Annotated in this window: 22 protein-coding genes; 13 read left to right on the top strand and 9 right to left on the bottom strand. The window is 68.1% G+C overall.

The annotated features are described in order from the left end of the window. Positions 1-18: 18 nt before the first annotated feature. From QFZ53_RS04500 to QFZ53_RS04525, 6 genes are all read left to right on the top strand, one after another. Entirely contained in the window at positions 19-1,680 is a 1,662-nt protein-coding gene (locus QFZ53_RS04500) for an ABC transporter substrate-binding protein (protein ID WP_292910689.1), read from the top strand. A 117-nt stretch (positions 1,681-1,797) separates the two neighbouring features. After that, positions 1,798-2,622 carry an ABC transporter ATP-binding protein gene (locus tag QFZ53_RS04505; RefSeq protein ID WP_307294015.1) on the top strand — a complete coding sequence of 275 codons (825 nt, stop codon included), beginning with the start codon at positions 1,798-1,800 and terminating at the stop codon, positions 2,620-2,622. Further along, on the top strand, positions 2,619-3,470 hold the full coding sequence (locus QFZ53_RS04510; protein ID WP_307294017.1) for an ABC transporter ATP-binding protein: 852 nt from the start codon (positions 2,619-2,621) through the stop codon (positions 3,468-3,470). Before QFZ53_RS04505 ends, QFZ53_RS04510 begins: the two co-directional genes overlap by 4 nt. 5 nt (positions 3,471-3,475) lie before the next feature. Then, positions 3,476-4,546, top strand: a complete 1,071-nt coding sequence (locus QFZ53_RS04515) for an ABC transporter permease (RefSeq protein WP_373426317.1) — start codon at positions 3,476-3,478, stop codon at positions 4,544-4,546. A gap of 2 nt (positions 4,547-4,548) precedes the next feature. Further along, the gene (locus QFZ53_RS04520) at positions 4,549-5,622 is read left to right on the top strand and encodes an ABC transporter permease (protein ID WP_373426231.1); all 1,074 of its coding nucleotides are present in this window, start codon (positions 4,549-4,551) and stop codon (positions 5,620-5,622) included. Next, positions 5,619-7,847 (top strand): exo-beta-d-1,3/1,6-glucosidase, encoded by a 2,229-nt coding sequence (locus QFZ53_RS04525; protein WP_307294022.1) that lies wholly within the window; start codon positions 5,619-5,621, stop codon positions 7,845-7,847. The genes QFZ53_RS04520 and QFZ53_RS04525 overlap by 4 nt, the downstream gene beginning before the upstream one ends. A gap of 28 nt (positions 7,848-7,875) precedes the next feature. Here QFZ53_RS04525 and soxR read toward each other — a convergent pair whose 3' ends face one another. Continuing rightward, complete coding sequence (soxR, locus tag QFZ53_RS04530; protein ID WP_307294025.1) at positions 7,876-8,346, bottom strand: redox-sensitive transcriptional activator SoxR; 471 nt, start codon at positions 8,344-8,346, stop codon at positions 7,876-7,878. 120 nt (positions 8,347-8,466) lie between these two features. Between soxR and fdxA the strand changes: the two genes are divergently transcribed. From fdxA to QFZ53_RS04545, 3 genes are read left to right on the top strand one after another with little or no spacing between them, the layout of a single operon-like run. Further along, positions 8,467-8,793 carry a ferredoxin gene (fdxA, locus tag QFZ53_RS04535; RefSeq protein WP_307294027.1) on the top strand — a complete coding sequence of 109 codons (327 nt, stop codon included), beginning with the start codon at positions 8,467-8,469 and terminating at the stop codon, positions 8,791-8,793. Then, positions 8,790-9,317 carry a flavin reductase family protein gene (locus QFZ53_RS04540; RefSeq protein WP_307294028.1) on the top strand — a complete coding sequence of 176 codons (528 nt, stop codon included), beginning with the start codon at positions 8,790-8,792 and terminating at the stop codon, positions 9,315-9,317. Before fdxA ends, QFZ53_RS04540 begins: the two co-directional genes overlap by 4 nt. 12 nt (positions 9,318-9,329) lie before the next feature. Next, complete coding sequence (locus tag QFZ53_RS04545) at positions 9,330-9,959, top strand: superoxide dismutase (RefSeq protein ID WP_307294030.1); 630 nt, start codon at positions 9,330-9,332, stop codon at positions 9,957-9,959. 155 nt (positions 9,960-10,114) lie between these two features. On the opposite strand, the gene QFZ53_RS04550 is transcribed toward QFZ53_RS04545, so the two are convergent. Together QFZ53_RS04550 and QFZ53_RS04555 are read right to left on the bottom strand one after the other, a co-directional pair. Continuing rightward, positions 10,115-10,525: an arsenate reductase ArsC gene (locus QFZ53_RS04550; RefSeq protein ID WP_307294031.1), complete on the bottom strand. Its 411-nt coding sequence runs from the start codon at positions 10,523-10,525 to the stop codon at positions 10,115-10,117. After that, positions 10,522-11,853, bottom strand: a complete 1,332-nt coding sequence (locus tag QFZ53_RS04555) for an FAD-dependent oxidoreductase (protein WP_307294034.1) — start codon at positions 11,851-11,853, stop codon at positions 10,522-10,524. The genes QFZ53_RS04550 and QFZ53_RS04555 overlap by 4 nt, the downstream gene beginning before the upstream one ends. Positions 11,854-11,936: 83 nt before the next feature. On the opposite strand from QFZ53_RS04555, the gene QFZ53_RS04560 reads away from it, so the two are divergent. Further along, on the top strand, positions 11,937-12,284 hold the full coding sequence (locus QFZ53_RS04560) for an ArsR/SmtB family transcription factor (RefSeq protein ID WP_307294035.1): 348 nt from the start codon (positions 11,937-11,939) through the stop codon (positions 12,282-12,284). Positions 12,285-12,355: 71 nt separating this feature from the next. On the opposite strand, the gene QFZ53_RS04565 is transcribed toward QFZ53_RS04560, so the two are convergent. Both QFZ53_RS04565 and QFZ53_RS04570 read right to left on the bottom strand, forming a co-directional pair. Further along, on the bottom strand, positions 12,356-13,363 hold the full coding sequence (locus QFZ53_RS04565) for a LacI family DNA-binding transcriptional regulator (protein WP_307294037.1): 1,008 nt from the start codon (positions 13,361-13,363) through the stop codon (positions 12,356-12,358). A 135-nt stretch (positions 13,364-13,498) separates the two neighbouring features. Next, the gene (locus QFZ53_RS04570; RefSeq protein WP_307294039.1) at positions 13,499-15,160 is read right to left on the bottom strand and encodes a glycoside hydrolase family 13 protein; all 1,662 of its coding nucleotides are present in this window, start codon (positions 15,158-15,160) and stop codon (positions 13,499-13,501) included. 194 nt (positions 15,161-15,354) lie between these two features. On the opposite strand from QFZ53_RS04570, the gene QFZ53_RS04575 reads away from it, so the two are divergent. After that, positions 15,355-15,783, top strand: a complete 429-nt coding sequence (locus QFZ53_RS04575) for a DUF1761 domain-containing protein (RefSeq protein WP_292910717.1) — start codon at positions 15,355-15,357, stop codon at positions 15,781-15,783. Here QFZ53_RS04575 and QFZ53_RS04580 read toward each other — a convergent pair. From QFZ53_RS04580 to QFZ53_RS04595, 4 genes are all read right to left on the bottom strand, one after another. Further along, a complete protein-coding gene (locus QFZ53_RS04580; RefSeq protein ID WP_307294042.1) occupies positions 15,780-16,226 on the bottom strand; it encodes a VOC family protein in 447 nt (148 codons plus the stop codon). The two genes, QFZ53_RS04575 and QFZ53_RS04580, sit on opposite strands and share 4 nt — an antisense overlap. A 169-nt stretch (positions 16,227-16,395) precedes the next feature. Then, positions 16,396-17,103 carry a phosphoribosylformylglycinamidine synthase subunit PurQ gene (purQ, locus tag QFZ53_RS04585; RefSeq protein WP_292910721.1) on the bottom strand — a complete coding sequence of 236 codons (708 nt, stop codon included), beginning with the start codon at positions 17,101-17,103 and terminating at the stop codon, positions 16,396-16,398. Then, entirely contained in the window at positions 17,100-17,348 is a 249-nt protein-coding gene (gene purS, locus QFZ53_RS04590; RefSeq protein ID WP_292910723.1) for a phosphoribosylformylglycinamidine synthase subunit PurS, read from the bottom strand. The genes purQ and purS overlap by 4 nt, the downstream gene beginning before the upstream one ends. Before the next feature lie 180 nt (positions 17,349-17,528). Beyond that, positions 17,529-18,062: an adenine phosphoribosyltransferase gene (locus QFZ53_RS04595; protein ID WP_292910725.1), complete on the bottom strand. Its 534-nt coding sequence runs from the start codon at positions 18,060-18,062 to the stop codon at positions 17,529-17,531. A 136-nt stretch (positions 18,063-18,198) separates the two neighbouring features. Between QFZ53_RS04595 and QFZ53_RS04600 the strand changes: the two genes are divergently transcribed. Together QFZ53_RS04600 and QFZ53_RS04605 are read left to right on the top strand one after the other, a co-directional pair. Further along, positions 18,199-19,812, top strand: coding sequence for a glycoside hydrolase family 6 protein (locus QFZ53_RS04600; protein ID WP_307294046.1), 1,614 nt, complete (start codon positions 18,199-18,201; stop codon positions 19,810-19,812). 147 nt (positions 19,813-19,959) lie between these two features. Next, positions 19,960-21,276, top strand: a complete 1,317-nt coding sequence (locus QFZ53_RS04605) for an ABC transporter substrate-binding protein (protein WP_307294049.1) — start codon at positions 19,960-19,962, stop codon at positions 21,274-21,276. The last annotated feature ends 3 nt before the right edge of the window (positions 21,277-21,279 follow it).

The raw sequence follows: 21,279 nt of genomic DNA on the forward strand, positions 1-21,279 counted from the left end.
TGTGTTCAAGGAGAAGCAATGAAGCTCAACAGATCACTGATCGCGTTCACCGCGATCACCGCCCTCGGAATCTCGGCGCTCGCCGGATGCTCCGCCGGTGGTTCCGGCGGCGACAAGCCCGCCGCCGGTGCGGCCCTCACGATCGCCAAGCCAGACGGCGCGATCACGACCGAGTCGCACAACCCCTACCTCGGCGACTCCTCCGCCTCGAAGTACGGCTACGGCAAGGTCATCTTCGAGCCTCTCGCGCTCGTGAACCCGACCGGCGACCTGAAGACCACACCGTGGCTGGCCGAGTCGGTCGAGTGGAACGACGACTACACCGAGGTGACCGTCGTGCCCCGCAAGGGCGTGAAGTGGAGCGACGGCGAAGACTTCACGGGCGACGACATCGTCTTCACGTTCGACCAGTACCTGAGCGGCAAGCTCAGCGACACCTCTGGACTCAACTACCAGGGCGCGACCGTCGACGGCGACGCGATCACCCTGAAGTTCGGCGACTCGAAGTACACCGCGCAGGCCCGAGTGCTGCACACCCCGATCGTCCCGAAGCACGTCTGGGAGGGCATCGCCGACCCCAACACCGATCCGCTCACCGACGACGGCCTCGCCGTCGGCACCGGACCCTACGTTCTGGACAGCTGGACCACCGAGTCGGTCACTCTGACGGCGAACGACGACTACTGGGGCGGCGAGCTCGCGGTACCCGAACTGCATTACGTCTCCTACGGAGACAACGCGGCCCTGACCACGGCACTCGTCTCAGGCGAGGCCGACTGGGCACAGGCGTTCATCCCGCAGATCGAGGACAGCTACCTCGCCGCCGATGAGGACAACCACTTCCTCGTCTCGCCCACCGCGGGGTCGGGAACGCTGTTCATGAACCTGCAGACCAAGCCGTTCAACGACGTGGCTCTGCGGGAGGCGCTGGCCTGGACGATCGACCGTCAGGCGTACGTCGACATCGCCCGCGAGGGCGCGAGCGAGCCGATCTGGAACAAGACCGGGCTCAGCGAGCTGCTCGCCGACGAGATCATCCCCGAATACCAGGACGACGTCTACTCGGTCGACATCGACAAGGCGCGCAGCATCCTCACGGAGGCCGGGTACACCTGGAAGGACGAGAAGCTCACCGACCCCGACGGCGAGCAGGTGACCTTCTCGATCTCGGTCCCTGCCGGCTGGAGCGACTGGAACACCGAGCAGGCCCTTCTGGCCGAAGAGCTCGACGAGGGCCTGGGCATCGAGGTCAAGGTCGATCAGCCCGACTGGGGCGGCTGGGACGCCGCGCGTCAGGAAGGGTCGTTCCAGGCCATCATCCACTGGCTCGAGGACACCGGCAACGCCTACGGTCTGTACACCTCGACCATGGACCCGAAGTGGATCGTCGACGGCAAGGCTCAGTTCAACTTCGGCCGTTTCGACGACCCGAAGGTGACCGAGGCGCTGCGCACGTATCAGAACGCCGCATCGCAGGATGAGCGCGACGCCGCCGCCGCAGTGCTCGAGACCGCGTTCGTCGAGAACGTGCCGGCGATCCCTCTCGGCGCGCATCCGCTGCTGGGCGAGTACAACACCCGCAGCTACACCGGCTTCCCGACCGAGGACGACCAGTACGCGTCCGCAGACCCGACCCAGCCCGGCGTCGTGCAGATCCTGTCGCAGCTGAAGGCCAAGTAGTCCGCATCCGAGGGCGTTTCGTCTCGCTTCGCTCGCTCAACGACCGGGTACGACCTGCCCGGTCGTTGAGCGAGGAGCGGAGCGACGAGACGAAACGCCCCATACGAAAGACACCTCATGCCTGATCCTCTCCTCAGCGTGCGCGACTTCTCTGTCGTGTACGACGTCGATCCTCCCGTCGAGGCGGTGAAGAACGTCAGCCTCGAACTCGCACGCGGCGAGATCCTCGGACTCGCCGGCGAATCGGGATGCGGCAAGACCACGCTCGCCTACGGCATCCAGCGCCTGCTCAAAGCTCCCGCGGTGATCACGAGCGGCGACGTGACCTTTCACGACGCCGGCGGGACCGACATCGACATCAACGTCCTCGACGCCGAGCAGATGCGGCGCTTCCGCTGGGACAAGATCTCGATGGTGTTCCAGGGCGCGATGAACGCTCTCAACCCGGTCGCGACCATCGGCTCGCAGCTCGAGGACGTCTTCGAGATCCACCGCCCCGATTTCGGTCGTCGCCGTCGGCGGGCAGAAGTGGATGATCTGCTCGAGATCGTCAAGGTCGGCGCCGATCGCGCCCGGTCGTACCCGCACGAGCTTTCGGGCGGCATGCGGCAGCGCGTGATGATCGCGATGGCGCTCGCCCTGCGGCCGCAGCTCATGGTGATGGACGAGCCGACCACGGCGCTCGACGTGCTCGTGCAGCGCGAGATCCTCAAGCAGATCTCGCAGCTGCGCCACGAGTTCGGCTTCTCGGTCATCTTCATCACCCATGACCTTCCGCTGCTGCTCGAGATCAGCGACCGCATCGCGATCATGCGCGAGGGGGAGATCGTGGAGCTCGACTCGGCGGAGGGCATCTGGACCCGCCCGCAGAACGACTACACCCGCACACTGCTGTCGTCGTTCCCGCGGCTCACCGGAGAGAAGGGGGTGGTGACGCGATGACCGTTCTCGACTTCTCCCACGTCACCAAGATCTACAACGTCCGCGGCGCAGGTCAGATCAAGGCGCTCGACGACGTCGACTTCACGCTCGAGTCGGGGCAGACGATCGGCCTCGTCGGCCAGTCCGGCAGCGGCAAATCGACGATCGCGAAGATCCTCACGCAGCTCGAGAGCCCCACGACGGGCGAGGTGCTGCTCGACGGCAAGCCCGTCCCGCGTCGCGGTCGGGGGCTTCGCGATTACCGTCAACGCCTGCGCATGGTGTTCCAGGACCCGTTCGCCTCGCTCAACCCGTACCACTCGATCGGCTACCACGTCGAACGACCGCTGCGCCTGGACGGCGTGGTGCCCAAAGACGAGATCAACGCAGAGGTGCGCCGCCTGCTCGAACGGGTGCAGCTGAAGGCGGATGCCGTGATCGATCGCCGTCCGCATGAGCTCTCCGGAGGGCAGCGTCAGCGGGTCGCGATCGCCCGTGCGCTGGCATCGCGTCCGAGTCTGCTGGTGGCCGACGAGCCGGTCTCGATGCTCGACGTCTCGATCCGTCTCGGGGTGCTGAACCTGCTCGCCGACCTCCAGCGCGAAGAGGGCCTGGGCGTGCTCTACATCACGCACGACCTCGCCACCGCTCGACATTTCAGCGACGAGATCATCGTGCTGAACCAGGGACGCATCGTCGAACGCGGAACCGCGGACGACGTCATCCTGCGACCGCAGGACCCCTACACGCAGCAGTTGCGCGCCGCATCCCCTGATCCAGAGAAGCACTTCGCACTCGACTCCGCCGCCTGGTCACCGAGCGAGCCGAGCGAGTCGAAGAGCACGAACGCACGTGGAGGTGCGCTGTGAGCGTCATGACTCCAGAGCTCGGCACACCGCAGCCCGACGCCCTCGCGGCGGGCACGACGGCGACCCGCGCGGTCAAGGGGCGGGGGCGTGTGCCCTGGCGGTTCCTCGGCAGCCGCGCGCTGTTCTACCTCTTCACGCTGTGGGCGGCGCTCACGATCAATTTCTTCCTGCCCCGCATGATGAAGGGCGACGCGGTCGACCAGTACCTCGCCCGCAATCGCAACGTGACGCCCGAGGCGGCCGAGGCGTTGCGCGCGCTGCTCGGCCTCGACACCGACAAGTCGCTCCTGCAGCAGTACCTCGACTACTGGGGCCTGCTGCTCCGAGGCGATCTCGGCATCTCGCTGCTGCACGGCCTGCGCCCGGTCACAGAAGTGATCGCGCAGGCGCTGCCGTGGACGATCGGCCTCGTCGGATTCGCGACCATCGTCTCCTTCGCGATCGGCACCATCGGCGGCGCGGTCGTCGGCTGGCGACGCGGCAGCAGGCTCGACGTGCTCGTGCCGATCACGACGTTCCTCGGCACGATCCCCTATTTCTGGCTGGGCCTGCTCGCGATCGCCGTCTTCTCGGTGAACCTCGGCTGGTTCCCCATCGGCAAGGCCTACGGCGTCGGCGTCACTCCGGAGTGGTCCTTCGAGTTCGTCGGCGAGGTCCTCGTGCACGGCACGCTCCCGGCCCTCACGATCATCATCGCCTCGCTCGGGGGATGGATGCTGGGCATGCGCAACATGATGCTCACAGTCCTCGACGAGGACTACATCACCGTCGCGCAGGCGAAGGGCATGCCGAACCGCCGCGTGCTCTGGGGTTATGCCGCGCGCAACGCCGTGCTGCCGCAGATCCAGAGCTTCGCGCTCTCGATCGGCTTCATCGTGGGCGGCACGATCGTCATGGAGATGGTGTTCAGCTACCCGGGCGTCGGCAAGCTCCTCCTCGACGCGACCAACGCAAAGGACTATGCGCTCATGCAGGGCGTGTTCCTGATCCTCACGGTGTCGGTCCTCGTGGCGAACATCATCGCCGACATCGCCTACGCATTCCTCGACCCGCGCACACGCCAGACGGAGGCCTGATCATGAACACCCCCGCCCCCGAGTCCTCGACCGTGTCCGGTGTCGGCTCTCCCGAGACGCTCGTGGTCCGCACGCGCGTCCCGGCCGCGGCATCCGCGCATGCGCCCACGTTCTGGAGCCGGCTGGGAAGCGCCTTCGCGATGTTCCGCAACGGCAAATCCATCACCGGGCTCGTGATCATCGGCGTCTTCGTGCTGATCGCGATCTTCGCCGATCTCCTCGCTCCCTACCCGCCGACCAAGGTCGACAACACACGCCGTTTCGAGCCGCCCTCGGCGGACCACTGGCTGGGGACCACGCACATCGGCGAGGACGTGCTGAGTCAGGTGATCCACGGCACGCGAGGCGTGATCGTCGTCGGCTTCCTCGCCGCCGCGATCGCGACCGTCATCGCGATCGCGGTCGGCGTCATCGCCGGGTACCTGCGCGGTTGGAAGAGCGAATCGCTCTCGGCGCTGACGAACGTGTTCCTCGTGATCCCGGGACTGCCGCTGATCATAATCGTGGCGTCGATGTTCGAGGAGCCGCCGCTGTGGGTGATCGCCGCCGTCCTCGGCATCACCGGCTGGGCGTGGGGCGCCCGGGTGCTGCGCGCCCAGACGATGTCGCTGCGCAACCGCGACTTCATCCAGGCAGCCCGGGCCAACGGCGAGCCGCTGCGGCGGATCATCGCGATCGAGATGCTGCCGAACCTGATGGCCCTGATCGCCGCGAGTTTCGTCGGCACCGTGACGGCCGCCATCCTCGGCCTCACCACGCTGTCGTACATCGGCGTGATCCCGGTGACGACCTACAACTGGGGGACGATCCTGAACTGGGCTTCGGCGCAGGGTGCGTTCCGGCAGAATCAGTGGTGGTGGTACCTGCCCCCTGGGCTCTGCATCGCCCTGATCGGCGTCGCTCTCGCCCTCGTGAACTTCGGCATCGACGAGTACGTGAATCCGCGCCTGCGCTCGGCCGGCGAGCGTGCACGAGCCATGCGCAAGAAGGGACTCGACGTGAACGACGCGGTCACGGCCGTCCGCAGCATCCGCACCACGACCACCGACGACACCGCAGCGAACCAGGAACGATGACACTCGCGACCACCCTTCCCTTCCAGGACTCCGCCCTCTCGATCCCCGAGCGGGTCGCCGACCTGCTCTCGCGTATGACCGTCGAGGAGAAGGTCGGGCAGATGCTGCAGCTCGACGCCCGTGACGACCTCGACGACCACATCATGCGGCGCATGGCGGGCTCGATCCTGCACACCTCTCCCGAGCGGCTGATCAGGGCGAACGAGCTCACCGCGCAGACCCGACTGCGGATTCCGCTGATCGTCGGCGAGGACTGCATCCACGGGCACTCGTTCTGGCCCGGCGCGACGATCTACCCGACCCAGCTCGGGATGGCGGCGTCGTGGGATGCCGAGCTGGTCGAGAGGGTGGCGCGCGCCACCGCCGAGGAGGTCGCCGTCACCGGCATCCACTGGACCTTCTCGCCCGTGCTGTGCATCGCCCGCGACCTGCGCTGGGGGCGCATCAGCGAGACCTTCGGCGAAGACCCCTTCCTGATCGGAGAGCTCGCCTCGGCGATGGTGCGCGGCTATCAGGGCGACGGCCTCGCCGACCCCACCGCGATCCTTGCGACGGCGAAGCACTTCGCCGGCTACTCCGAGACACAGGGCGGACGCGATGCCAGTGAGGCCGACATCTCCCGCCGCAAGCTCCGCTCGTGGTTCCTGCCGCCGTTCGAGCGGGTCGCCCGCGAGGGATGCCGCACCTTCATGCTGGGCTACCAGACCACCGACGGCGTGCCGATCACGGTGAACGACTGGTTGCTCAGCGATGTGCTGCGCGGCGAGTGGGGGTACACAGGCACCCTCATCACCGACTGGGACAACATCGGCCGCATGGTGTGGGAGCAGCACGTCCAGCCCGACTACACGCACGCGGCGGCCGCCGCCGTGAGGGCCGGCAACGACATGGTCATGAACACCCCGCTCTTCTTCGAGGGGGCGTTGGACGCGGTCGAGAAGGGCATGCTGTCGTCGGCGGACTTCGACGCTGCGGTCGCCCGCATCCTCACCCTGAAGTTCGAGCTGGGACTGTTCGAGAATCCTCGGCTGCCGATGGACCAGGTGGATGCCGTGGTCGGCAGCGCCGCGCACGCCGAACTCAACCTCGAGATCGCGCGGCGATCGATCGTGCTGCTCGAGAACGACGGGACATTGCCTCTTCGGCCGGACGCACCGCTGCGGATCGCCGTCGTGGGGCCGCTGGCCGACGACGCGCAGACGCAGCTCGGTGACTGGGCGGGAGGCTCGGGTCAGGCCGGGTGGCTCGACGCGCAGCCGCGCGAGATGATCACGACCGTGCTCGACGGGCTGAAGGCCGTCGACCGCTGGTCGGTGCGCTCTGCCGCCGGAGCCGACATTCTCACGTTCGAGAACGGCCCCGACGACCTCGACCCCGTCCCGTGGGATCGGAAGTTCGTTCCGGCAGAGCCGGACCCCGAGCAGATCGCCGATGCGGTCGCGCTCGCCGCGGCGTCCGACGTCGTCGTGGCCGTGGTGGGCGACCGCATCGAGCTCAACGGCGAGGGTCGCTCGACCGCGACGCTCGAGCTCCTCGGAGGGCAGAACGCTCTGCTCGACGCGGTGATCGCGACCGGCACGCCCGTCGTCGTGGTGCTGCTGGCCTCGAAGCCGCTCGTGCTGCCGGCATCCGTCTCGAAGGCGGCCGCCGTGATCTGGGCCGCGAACCCCGGGATGCAGGGGGGCCGCGCGCTGGCCGAGATCATCTCCGGCGCGGTCGAGCCGTCGGGACGGCTGCCGATCTCGTTCGCACGTCACGTCGGCCAGCAGCCGACCTATTACAACCAGATCCGAGGGCAGCACGGCGATCGCTATGCCGACCTCACGCAGTCTCCGGCCTGGGCGTTCGGCGAGGGGCTGTCGTACACGACGGTCGCGTACTCCGAGCTGGCGCTGGAGTCGACCGCGCTCGGCCGCGGCGATTCGGTGGTCGCGCACGTGACGGTGACGAACACCGGTGCGCGCGCGGTGCGCGAGACCGTGCAGGTCTACGTGCGGGATTCCGTGACGAGCGTCAGCTGGACCGACAAGGAGCTCAAGGCGTACCGCCAGGTCGACCTCGCCCCCGGCGAATCGGCGCGGGTGCGCGTCGACCTTCCCGTCGCCGAGTGCACGATCGTGGATGCGGCGGGCGTACGCCTCGTGGAGGCAGGGGAGTTCGAGCTCCTCGTGGGCCCGAGCTCGCGCGACGACGTGCTGCTGAGCGCGGGGTTCGCGGTGTCCTGACGCCGTTTCGTCGCCGGGAAGGGCAGGCTCAGTCCTCGCGCAGCCGCTGCGGGCCGACGCCCTGACTGCCGAGCGCATCATCGGGGTTCAGCAACCCGCACGCCTTCATCGACAGGCAGCCGCAGCCGATGCATCCGGTCAGCTCGCGCTCGAGCCGCTCGATGCCCTCGCGGCGCTTCTCGAGCTCGCGCTTCCAGCGGCGCGACGCGCGCTGCCAATCGGCATGGCTCGGAGTCTGGGTGAGCGGAACGTCGGCGAAGGCGTCCTGCACATCGGCCAGCGGGATGCCGAGGCGCTTCGCGACCGTGATGAGCGAGACCCGGCGCAGCATGTGCCGGGCGTACCGCCGCTGATTCCCGGGGGTGCGGGTCGACGCGATGAGGCCGAGATTCTCGTAGAAGTGCAGAGCAGATGCGGCGACGCCCGTGCGCCGGGTCATCTCTCCGATCGTGAGCGGCTCGTCGGGGCCGTGCGCGGCGTGATCGGAGGCGTCATCCATCTGGCATCCTTCCCTCGATTTGATCTCAAGTGTACTTGAGGTTTTACGGTAGTAATGCGGCCCCGATGCGGGCCGCTCGATCCGAACGAGGAACAGCGTGACCCGAACGAAGACCCCGCGATGACATATGTGATCGCTCTGCCGTGCGTCGATGTGAAGGACAAGGCCTGCATCGACGAATGTCCCGTCGACTGCATCTACGAGGGTGAGAGGTCGCTCTACATCCACCCCGACGAATGCGTGGACTGCGGCGCCTGCGAGCCGGTGTGCCCGGTCGAGGCGATCTACTACGAAGACGATCTGCCCGCCGAATGGCAGGACTACTACAAGGCCAACGTCGAGTTCTTCGACGAGATCGGCTCCCCGGGCGGTGCTGCCAAGACCGGGATGCTCGCCTTCGACCACCCCATCGTCGCGGCGCTCGCGCCGCAGGGAGAACACGCATGACCGTCGACGAACGGCTGACCGCGAAGCCCGTAGCCACCCCTGTCGGCGAAGGACTCAAGGCCGCTTTCCGCACGCACCCGGCCGGTGTCGCGATCATCACCGCGAGCACCCCGGAGGGGCCGGTCGGGCTCACCGCATCGAGCGTCGCCTCGGTGGCGGTCGACCCCGCCGCGATCGTGTTCTCGGTGACCAGGGCCACGGGGTCGGCGGGGGCGATCCTCGGCGCCGAGACCTTCGTGGTGCACCTGGTCGACGACGAGCACGCCACCCTGGCACAGAGCTTCGCGATCAGCGGCTCCGAGCGCTTCACTCCGGAACAGGGGTGGGCGACGCTGCCGACCGGCGAGCCGCACTTGCCCGAGGCCAGGGCGGCCCTGCGCTGCCGACCGATCCAGACCGTGGCGGTCGGCTCGTCGACCGTGGTGATCGCCGAGGTCGTCGAGGTGCTGTCGGGCGTATCCAGCCGCCCGCTCGTCTATCTCGACCGCCGCTTCCACGCACTTCCGACCGACACCGACCACTGAAAGGAAGACGCCATGTCCACGCCTTACACCCTCCCCGAGCTGCCCTACGACTACTCGGCACTCGCCCCGCACATCTCCGGCACGATCATGGAGCTGCACCACTCCAAGCACCATCAGGCCTACGTCACAGGAGCCAACACCGCCCTCGAGCAGCTCGCCGCGGCCCGCAGTGCCGGTGACCTCGTCAACGTGAACAAGCTCGAGAAGGATCTCGCCTTCAACCTGGGAGGCCACATCAACCATTCGGTGTTCTGGGAGAACCTCTCGCCCGACGGCGGTGGCAACCCGGAGGGTGAGCTCGAGGCGTCACTCGCCGACGAGTTCGGCTCGATCGACGCGTTCCGCGCGCACTTCACCGCCACCGCTCTCGGCGTGCAGGGCTCCGGCTGGGCCGTACTCGCGTGGGACGCTGTGGGTGCGCGGCCGGTCGTCTTCCAACTGTTCGATCAGCAGGGCAATGCGCCGCTCGGCGTCACGCCGCTGCTGCAGCTCGACGTGTGGGAGCACGCGTACTACCTCGACTACCTCAACGTGCGCGCCGACTACGTGAAGGCGTTCTGGGAGATCGTGAACTGGCCCGATGTGCAGCGCCGGTTCCTGGCCGCGCAGGAGGCGACGAAGGGGCTCATCGTCGCGCGCTGACGGATTCCGCCTGAGCCTGTTGTCGGCGCTCTCGCGTTCCGGTCGCAGTTCGTGCCGTTTCCCTCATCCGTCCCGCGTTCCGGTCGCAGTTCGTGCCGCTTCGAAGCCGAAGAGACGGCACGAATCGCGACCGGAAGGCGCGCTCCCGCGGTCGCTCAGGGCAGCAGCTCGCTCGTGAGCTGCTCGATCCGGCGGCGGATCTCGTCGCGGATCGGGCGCACGGCCTCGATGCCCTGGCCTGCCGGGTCGTCGAGCTTCCAGTCCTCGTAGCGCTTGCCGGGGAAGAACGGGCAGGCGTCGCCGCAGCCCATCGTGATGACCACGTCGGACGCCTGCACGGCCTCGGTCGTGAGCACCTTGGGCTGCTCTGCGGTGATGTCGATGCCGAGTTCGCCCATCGCCTCGACAGCGATCGGGTTGATCTGCTCGGCGGGCATCGACCCCGCCGAGCGGACCTCGATGCGGTCGCCGGCGATGTCGCGCAGGAACCCAGCGGCCATCTGCGAACGACCCGCGTTGTGCACGCAGACGAACAGGACGGAGGGCGTGGTGGTCGTGTCGGTCATCGTGACTCCAGGGTAAGGGCGGATGCTGCGGAAGCGCCGAGCGTCCGCGAGCCGATCTGCAGCACGGCGGGGGCGGCGCAGCATCCGCTCGCCGATTCGTCGAAGTCGCCCGCGCCGCCGCAGACGCCGGTGTCGGGGAGGGTGAGCTCGTTGCGTGCTGCTGCCTCGTGATCGCCCGCGAGGTGCGCGACGACACTGCGCACCTGCTCGTATCCGGTCAGGGCGAGGAAGGTCGGAGCGCGGCCGTACGACTTCGCGCCGACGATGAACAGTCCCTGCTCGGGCTGAGCGAGCTGCCGCGCGCCGGTCGCTGCGACCGACCCGCAGGAGTGGATGTTCGGATCGATGTCTGCGGCGATCCCCGCGACGGCCTCGAGCGTCGCGTCGAGGTCGATCCGCACCTCGCGCAGGATCTCGGTGTCGGGACGGAACCCCGTGAGCGCGAAGACCTGCGCGACCCCTGTCACCTCGCGGCCGTCTTCGGCGCGGATCGTCAGCAGACCGGACAGCCTGTCGACCGCGTCGACGCGGAACCCGGTCACCACGTCGACGACGCCCGACTCGATCACCTTGCGGGCACGGGTTCCCAGCGCGGCGCGCTCGGGAAGGCCATCTCCCGTTCCTCCACCGAACACGTTCGACACGCTGCCGCGACGCAGCAGCCAGGTGACGCGCGTGCCGGGCGCTCTGCGGGCCAGCTCGTTCAGACGAAGGACGGCGTGGGTCGCCGAGTGTCCCGCGCCGACGACCACGACGTGGGCGCCTGCGAGCTCGGCGACGTCGTCGGGGATCCGATAGGAGATGTGATCGGATGCTGCGGCTTCGCCGATCGCCGGGAAACCGTCGGCGCCGGCCGGGTTGGGGAGAGTCCAGGTTCCGCTCGCGTCGATGACGGCACGAGCGAGCATGCGGCCCTCGCCGCCGTCACTGTCGTGGGTGTGCACGACGAAGGGCTGGCTCTTCCGGCCGGCATCCACCACCTTGTCCCGCCCCTGGCGGGCGATGCCCGTGACCGTCGTGCCGTAGCGGATGCGGTCGCCCAGAGCATCCGCGAGCGGGGTCAGGTAGTCGCGCACCCACTCGGCCCCGGTCGGGTATCCGGCGGCGGGTGCGCTCCATCCGGTCTGCTCGAGAATGCGGCGGGCGGCGGTGTCTGTCAGCTCGGGCCATGCCGAGAAGAGACGGACGTGTCCCCATTCCGCGATCGCTGCTCCGGCGCGCTCGCCCTTCTCGAGCACGATCGTGTCGAGACCCCGCTCGGTGAGATGCGCCGCGGCGGCGAGTCCCTGGGGTCCTGCGCCGACGACCACGACCGGCAGTTGCGACATCACCATTCCTCAAATCGAAAGGCTTCAATATGAGAAGCGTTGCGCACGTATCGAAGATTGTCAATACGTGTCATGATGTGAGTATGACCCTGCCGGTGACCATTCGCGAGACGTCGTCGTGCTGCACGCCGCCGCTGTCGTCATCGGTGACGAGCGAAGACGCCGAGCGCATCGCGCACGTCTTCAAAGCGCTGGCAGACCCGACGCGGGTGCGGCTGATGTCGCTGATCGCCGCGGCCGAGGGCGGCGAGGCGTGCATCTGCGACCTCATCGACCCGGTCGGACTCTCGCAGGGCACGGTGTCGCACCACATGAAGCTCCTCGCCGAGGCCGGTCTCGTCACGCGCGAGCAGCGCGGCAAGTGGGCGTACTTCGCCCTTGCGGACGGTGCTCTCGACGCAGTAGCGGCCTCGCTTCGCGCACTGCGCTGACCGCGGGCTGGGCTGCTCCCCACAGCCGCAGACGGGTGATCGTCTGGACGCGGCCGCCCAGGCGGAACCCGCTACTGGAGTCGCGCGGTCGTGCCCCGGACGTTCAGTTCGTACGGCAGCGCCCCGGGCGCCCGGCTGGTGCCGTCGTCCGCGAGCTTCGCGAGCACGGCATCCGCGGCCCTCTCGCCCTGCCCGAGCGGGAACTGATCGACCGTCGTCAGCTTGAAGAACTCTCCGAGCTCGTGGCCGTCGATGCCGACGATCGAGAGGTCCTCCGGCACTCCGAATCCCAGGTCGCGCGCGGCGAGGATCGCGCCGATAGCCATCTCGTCGGATGCCGCGAACACGGCGGTCGGACGGGGTCCTGGCCGCCCGAGAAGCTGCTTCGCGGCACGATAGCCGCCCTCGACCGTGAAGTCGGCCGGCTCGAGGAACGCCGGATTCAGTGGGATGCCGGCCTTGGCGAGCGCCTTCTCGAAGCCGAGGCGGCGGTTCGTCGGGATGTGGAAGTCGAGGTCGAACTCGGGGTTGGCGCCGATGTGCGCGATGTCGTGGTGGCCGAGGCCGATCAGATGCTCGGTCGCGAGCTGGGCCACGGCGACGTCGTCGACCGTGAGCGTGTCGAGCTTCGGGTTCGGTCCGCCGATCGCGATCACGGGCAGCCCCAGATCGAGCAGGTACTGCGTCTCGTCCTCGTCGAGTTCGATCGACACGGCGATCACGGCGTCCACGCGCTGGCGGCGCAGGAACGTGTCGAACACGTGCCGGCGCACGTCCTTGTCGGCGGTGATGTTGTAGAGGGTGATGTCGTAGCCCTCGCGCATCAGCGCGGCGGAGACCCCCGAGAGCACGGTGCTGAAGAACCAGCGGTCCAGGAACGGCACGATCACGCCGATGTTGCGCGTGCGGCCGGAGGCGAGGCTCGACGCGCGCGAAGAGACGACGTAGCCCAGCGACTTCGCGGCCGCCTGAACGCGCTCGCGGGCGGACTCGGACACGTGGCCCCGCCCGCTCAGCGCGCGCGAGACCGTCGCGGTCGAGACTCCGGCGAGCCGGGCGACTTCATCGATGCTCGCCATGTCTGTTCCTTCGATCGTGGGTGCTCCGGGTGTGCGTGAGATCCCCGGGTGTGCGTGAGATCCGGATTTTCTGCGCGAGACCCGCGTGCAGAACGGGGGTCTCGCGCAGAAACGAGGATCTCGCGGTCAGGAAGCTCAGGCCTTGGTGTACCAGACCGTCGTGTCGACCGGCACCGAAGCACCTTCGAAGGGCTGGCTCTTGAGCACGACGCTCGCACCGGCCGGCAGCGCCAGCGGTTTCGTGCCGAGGTTCGCGAGCACGTGGACGTCCCCGCGTCGGAACGCCACGGCATCCTTCCCCGCGTCCTCCCACACCAGGGAACCTGCGCCGAAGCCGTGCTCGCGGCGGGCGGCCAGCAGCTCCTTGTACAGCGAGAGCGTCGAGAGGGGGTCGCCCTCTTCGGTGTCGCGTGAGTACGCGGCCCAGTCGGCAGGCTGCGGCAGCCACGACAGGCCGGTCTCGTTGAAGCCGAAGGCCGGAGCATCCGCCTCCCACGGCAGCGGCACGCGGCATCCGTCGCGTCCGTAGCGCTCGCCGTTCGTGCGGAACCAGGTCGGGTCCTGACGGAACTCGTCGGGGATCTCCATCGCCTCGGGCAGTCCGAGCTCCTCGCCCTGGTACAGGTAGGCGGAGCCGGGGAGGGCGAGCATGAGCGTCGTCGCCGCACGGGCGCGCGCCAGACCGATCTTCGTGTCGGGCTTGTTCGGCGTGTTCGGGCCGATGCCCTCGCCCTGCGGGTTCTCGTCGGTGAGGGCGAGGCGGGTCGCGTGACGGACGACGTCGTGGTTCGACAGCACCCAGGTGCTGGGCGCGCCGACCGCACCGAACTCGTCGAGGGATTCGCGGATGACGTCGCCGAGAGCCTTCGCGTCCCACGGGGTCATCAGATACGGGAAGTTGAAGGTCTGGTGCATCTCGTCAGGGCGCACCCACAGAGCCGTCTTCTTGAGCGTGGGCAGCCAGGCCTCGCCGCACAGGGCGCGGTCTCCGTCGTACTCGGCGAGCACCTTGTGCCAGTCGCGGTAGATGTCGTGCACGGCGTCCTGTCCCCAGTACGGGACGTTCTCCTCGCCGCCGCCCATGGAATCGGCATCGGCCACGGGGGCGTAGTCGGGGAGACCGGCCTCCTTGACCATCCCGTGCGCCACATCGACGCGGAAGCCGTCGACGCCGCGGTCGAGCCAGAAGCGCAGGATGCTGCGGAACTCCTCCTTGACCTCTTCGTTGGTCCAGTCGAAGTCGGGCTGGGTGGCGTCGAAGATGTGCAGGTACCACTGGCCCGGGGTGCCGTCGGCTTCGGTGACGCGCTCCCACATGCCGCCGCCGAACACGGACTCCCAGTTGTTCGGGGGGAGCTCGCCGTTCTTGCCGCGGCCGTCGCGGAACACGTAGCGGGCGCGCTCGGGGCTGCCGGGCGCCGCCTTGAGCGCCTCCTGGAACCAGACGTGCTGGTCGGAGGAGTGGTTCGGGACGAGGTCGACGATGACGCGGATGCCGCGCGCGTGCGACTCTTCGAGCATGCGGTCGAAGTCCGCCAGCGTGCCGAACAGCGGGTCGACGTCGCGGTAGTCCGCCACGTCGTAGCCGGCGTCGCGCTGCGGCGAGGTCATGAACGGGCTCAGCCAGATCGCGTCGACGCCGAGCTCTTTGAGGGAATCGAGGCGGCTCGTGATGCCGGGCAGGTCGCCGATGCCGTCACCCGACGCGTCGGCGAAGGACCGGGGGTAGATCTGGTAGATGACCGCGCTGCGCCACCACTCGGAACCGGGGGCTGCGATCTGCTCAAGCTGTGCCATGCGATCAGATTAGTGCAAACGCTTACACTCGCGCCAGGGAGGGAATCGAATCGGTTCGGAATCGGTGCGGACAGTGTCGGTTGCGGGAGTTGTTGCATGGCCCTGCGCCACCATTTCGGGGATGTGCCGGTGCGGTCCCCGGCGCCGCCGTGCCGGGGAGTAGTGTGGCGGCATCCGATCCGATGGAGGCTGTCATGGTTCCCGAGATCAACTACTGGGCTGTTCTGCTCGCAACCGCGTCGAGCATGATCGTCGGTTCGATCTGGTACGCGCCGAAGGTTTTCGGCACGCGCTGGTCGAAGCTCGCGAACGTCGACATGGATCGCCCCGGTGCCAGCGCGACCATGGCGATCATCACGACGGTGATCGTGAGCTTCATCACGGCATGGGTGCTCGCCGGAGCATCCGCCATCGCCTGGCACTTCTACGGCGGGGGATTCTTCTGGAGCGCGGTCGTCACGGCCGTGACGCTGTGGGCGGGCTTCACCGCGGCCCGCTTCATCACCCACGATGCCTTCGAAGGGCGATCCACGAGGCTCACGACGCTGAACATCGCGCATGAACTCGTGACCGTCGTCGTGATGGCCGTGATCATCGGGGTCTGGCCCCCGGCGCTCGGCTAGGCGCTCGCGCCCTTTCTGAGATCCTGCGCGAGCATCACCAGGATGCCGCTGGGCCCGCGCAGGTAGGTGAGCTTGTAGACGTCCTCGTAGGTGGCGACTCCGCGAAGCGGGTGGAACCCGTGCCGGGCGGCGATCGCGAGCGACTCGTCGATGTCGTCGACCGAGAAAGCGACGCGGTGCATGCCGATCTCGTTCGGGAGCGTGGGCTCCGTCTCGATCGCCTCGGGGTGGATGTACTCGAAGAACTCGAGCTGCCCGCGACCGTCCGGCGTCTGCAGCACGGCGATCTTCGCGTGGTTGCCGTCGAGCCCGACCGCCGTGTCGGCCCATTCGCCGCTGATGGTGTCGCGACCGAGAACCGTGAGGCCCAGATCGGTGAAGAAGGCGATGGTCTCGTCGAGATCGCGCACGGCGATGCCGACATTCTCCAGTGTGATGGGCATGCACGGCATGCTACTCGTCGGTCCGCTTCCACGGTGGGTGTTCGCCTGGTACGTCTGCAGGAACGGGGCACGAATGCGGGACGAGAAGTCGGCGGATGCTCCTGCGGACGTGCCTGGGTCCTGCAGACGTCCCGAGGGTGAGGCGACCGGCGCGGACGCGGCGCGGTGTTTACGCCGCGACGCGTGCGACGGCGGCGATCGCGCTCGCGAAGAAGCCGAGGCCGTCGACACCCGAGCGCATGGCGGCCGATGTGTCAGGCCCGAAGCCGGGCTCGGTGGCGTGCTCGGGGTGCGGCATGAGTCCGACCACGTTGCCCGCCTCGTTCGTGAGGCCGGCGATGTCGCGCAGCGACCCGTTCGGGTTCACGCCCGCGTAGCGGAAGGCGACGAGTCCTTCGCCCTCGAGGCGGTCGAGCGTGTCCTCGTCGGCGATGTAGCCGCCGTCGGCGTTCTTCAGCGGGATGACGATCTCCTGGCCGCGGCGGAACGTGTTCGTCCAGGCGGTGTCGGAGTTCTCGACCGTGAGCCTCTGGTCACGGCGCACGAAGTGCTGGTGATCGTTGCGGATCAGTCCGCCTGGCAGCAGGTGCGCCTCGACGAGCATCTGGAATCCGTTGCAGATGCCGAGGATCGGCATGCCCTTGGCGGCCGCGTCCTTGACCTCGCTCATGATCGGCGAGAGCGCGGCGATCGCACCGGCGCGCAGGTAGTCGCCGTAGCTGAAGCCGCCGGGCAGGACGAGAGCGTCGACACCCTCGAGGTCGTGCGAACCGTGCCAGAGTGCGACGGGTTCGGCGCCGGCGATGCGCACCGCGCGCTGCGCGTCGCGATCGTCGAGCGAGCCCGGGAAGGTGATGACCCCGATGCGAGTGGTCACTCGGCGACCTCGATGCCGACGACGTCTTCGATCACGGAGTTGGAGAGCACCTCGTCTGCGATGCGACGGGCCTCGGCGAGGATCTCGTCGGTGACCTCGCCCTCGACGGTGAGCTCGAAGCGCTTGCCGATGCGGACATCGGTGAAGCCCTCGACGCCCAGACGCGCGAATGCGCCGGACACGGCCTTCCCCTGCGGGTCGAGCAGTTCGGGCTTGGGCATGACGTCGACGACGATGGTGGGCATGAACGCTCCAGGACTCACAGGCAGACGGGCGGCACCAGTCTACCGGCTTGCGCAAGTCGACTTACGCGAGCTCCACGGCCGCCGACCGCACGGCTTGTCGACGAGTGCACGGCGCTTTACCGGGCGGATGCCGTGCACTCGTCGAGTGCACGTGAACTCGACGAGCCCCGATGTGCGGCGTCAGGAGGCGTGGAAGACCGTGTGGAGGTCGCCGACGGCCTCGCGTCCGCCGAGGCCGTCGATCTCGAACAGCACGGAGATTCCGATCACGTGGCTGCCCAGTCGCTCGACGAGTTCGCGCCCTGCGGCGAGGGTGCCGCCGGTCGCGAGCACGTCGTCGATGAGCAGGACGCGGGAGCCCGCCGGCAGGTCGTCGTGCATCTCGATGGTGGCGGTGCCGTACTCGAGGGCGTAGTCGACGGATGCCGCCGGCCGCGGCAGCTTGCCCGCCTTGCGGATCGGGATGAGCCCCACGCCGGCAGCGATCGCGGCGGCTCCGGCGAGGATGAACCCGCGTGCTTCGATGCCGGCGACCACGTCGAACTGACCGGCGAACGGCGCGATGATCGCGTCGGTGGTCACCTTCAGCGCCTCGGCGTCCGCCAGCAGAGGCGTGATGTCGCGGAAGACGATGCCGGGCTCCGGGTAGTCCGGGATCGAGCGGATCAGCGATGCGGCGCGGACGAGGGCGGGGGACAGCTCAGTTTCGGGCACTGGTCAAGGCTACGCCCGCCGAGAGGCTTGACAGTCGGTGGACGGCTCCATATGGTTACTGACCAGTAAGTGAGAGCGCTCCCACGACCCGGGAGCGACTCTTGCTGCACAGGATGACATCGCACAAAGGAGTGACATGATCCACAGACGACCGCGCGCGGGCCTCATGGCCGTCGTCGCACTCATCGGAAGCGCGGCGGTACTCGCGCCATCGGCGGCGCACGCATCCGCAGCGCCCGTTCCGGCCGCCGAGCCGGACGCGATCGAGGGCCTCGAGCTGTACGTCGATCCGTTGAGCACGACGCTCGAGTCGGCGCAGGCGCTCACCGGGCAGGCTCGGGCGGATGCCCAGTTGCTCGCCAGCATCCCCTCCGCGACCTGGTTCACCGGGGGCACTCCCGAAGAGGTGCACGACGCCGTCGACCGGGTCGTGAGCGATGCCTCCGCAGAAGGAACGCTGCCGGTCCTGGTGGCCTACAACGTGCCCTACCGCGACTGCTCCCTGTACTCCGCGGGAGGCGCAGCCGACACCGAGGCGTACAACGCATGGATCGACGCCTTCGCGGACGCGATCGGCGATCGCAAAGCCGTCGTGATGATCGAACCAGACGGCCTCGGCGTGATCCCGCACTACACGACCCTCGACGGCAGCCTCGACTCGTGTCGGCCTGCAGAGGCCGATCCCGCGACGGCAGCGCCTGCGCGCTTCGCGCAGCTCAACCACGCGGTCGACGCCTTCGCTGCGCATCCCGGGGTGCGAAGCTACCTCGACGGCACCAACGCCGCGTGGCTGAACGTCGGCGAGGTCTCCTCACGGCTCGTGTCCGCCGGCGTCGAACGCGCGACGGGCTTCTTCCTCAACGTCTCCAACTACCTGTACACGGCGAACAATACGGCCTACGGCACCTGGATCTCATCGTGCATCGCGTATGCCACCCAGGTGGCGGAAGGCGCGTTCGGAGACTGCGGCAACCAGTACTGGAACGGCGGGCCGGCCAACGATTGGCAGGGCGTGACGATGTCGCAATACGGCGAATGGGCCTCGGATGCTTCGGACCCCGCCTTGAGCACAGCGGGTCTCGACTCCCGCTACGCCGAGCAGCTGGGATCGATCGAACCGAGCGCCCGCTTCATCGTCGACACGAGCCGCAACGGAATCGGCCCGTGGGGGTACCCGGCGAACACCTACCCCCAGCATGAAGACTGGTGCAACCCTCCTGGGCGCGGAGCCGGTGCCCGGCCGACGACCACCACAGGAGTTCCTCTCGCCGACGCATTCCTGTGGGTCAAGGTGCCAGGCGAGTCCGACGGCAAGTGCTATCGCGGAACGGGCGGGCCGCTCGATCCGGCACGCGGAATCGAAGACCCTGCGGCGGGTCAATGGTTCCCGGAGCAGGCGCGCGAACTCGTCTCCTTCGCCTCGCCTCTGATCGAGCCGCTCTCGTGCGACGTCACGATCTCGACCATCCAGCTCGGACGCGTGTTCATGTCGACGGTGTCGGTCACCAACGCCACTGCCCAGAAGATCGAACCCTGGTCGCTGACCTGGCGCTACGACCAGGGCCAGAAGGTGGTCACGGCCTTGGGTGGGCGATTCACGCAGCAGGGGACAGAAATCGCGGTGAGCGGCACGAAGCGCTCACCCGGCCTCGACACAGGTGAGACGGCCGGTGTGGTCGTGGTCGGCAAGGGCGAGGCGGCAGTGCCCTGGCAGTTCCGGCTCAATGGGCGGGTGTGCGCCTCGCGGTGACATCGCCGCTCCTCCGCCGAGCGGGCGGTGGGTGAGGGCTTGACATTCGTGGGAGCGCTCCCATAGAGTGCTCTGCAGTTCGTGGGAGCGCTCCCACGATGTCCCGAAAGCACCACCCACCGCACGACCTGCACAAAGGAGTGACCTGTGAACACACGTGCCCGCCGACGCCTCTTGGCGACTGCAGCCGCAGCATCCGTCTCCGCCATCGCCCTCGCCGGATGCGCCTCGCCCGGCGCCGACGACGGTGCCGACGGCGCCGACGAGAAGATCACGCTGACCGTGACCACCTTCGGCACGTTCGGCTACGACGACCTCTACGAGGAGTACGAGAAGCTCCACCCGAACGTGACCATCGAGGCCACGAACATCGACACCGGTGGCAACGCCCGCACCGACGCGTTCACGAAGATCGCCGCGGGATCCGGCCTCAGCGACGTCGTCGCGATCGAGGAGGGCTGGCTCGGCGCCATCATGGACGTGTCCGACACGTTCGTCGACCTGCGTGACTACGGCATCGAGGACCGCAAGAGCGACTGGCTCGACTGGAAGTACGACCAGGCGACCGATCCCGACGGCCGTGTGATCGGCTACGGCACGGATGTCGGCCCGTCCGGCATCTGCTACAACACCAAGGCGTTCGAGGCCGCAGGGCTCCCCAGCGACCGCGAGTCGGTCGCGACGCTGCTCGACGGCGACTGGGACAACTACTTCGCGGTCGGCGCCGACTACACCGCCAAGACCGGCAAGGCGTGGTTCGACCAGTCCGGCTTCGTGTGGAACTCGATGGTGAACCAGCTCGACGAGGGCTACTACACCGCCGACGGCGAGCTGAACGTGGAAGGCAACGCCGAGCTCAAGAAGCGGTTCGAACAGCTGGGCGCCGCAGCCGAGGGCGGATTGTCGGCCGCCGAGACGCAGTGGGACTGGAACGGCGGCAAGTCGTTCGTCGACGGCACCTTCGCCACGATGGTCTGCCCCGGATGGATGCTGGGAGTCGTGCAGGGCAAGCTGGAATCGGGTGGCGGCGACGCTGCGACCGGCTGGGACTTCGCCGACGCGTTCCCCGGTGGCCCCGTGAACTGGGGCGGCGCCTGGCTGTCCATCCCCGAGACCTCCGAGCACAAGAAGGCGGCGGCAGAGCTCGCCGACTGGCTGACCCAGCCCGAGCAGCAGGTGAAGCAGTCGGCTGCCGCAGGCAACTTCCCGTCGACGGTCAAGGCGCAGGAGACCCTCGCCGAGGAGGCGACCCCGAACGAGATCTTCAACGGAGCCCCCACCGGCGCAATCCTCGCCGAGCGGGCAAAGGGCGTGGTCGCGCAGTACAAGGGCGCTGACGACTCCGTGATCCAGGAGAACGTGTTCGGCCCGGCGATCACGGCGCTCGATCGCGGCGAGACCGACACCAAGGGCGCCTGGGAGCAGGCGATCGGGCTGCTGCACGAGCTCGTTCCCAACGACTGAGCA

This window comes from Microbacterium natoriense (assembly GCF_030816295.1).
Lineage (GTDB): Bacteria > Actinomycetota > Actinomycetes > Actinomycetales > Microbacteriaceae > Microbacterium > Microbacterium natoriense_A.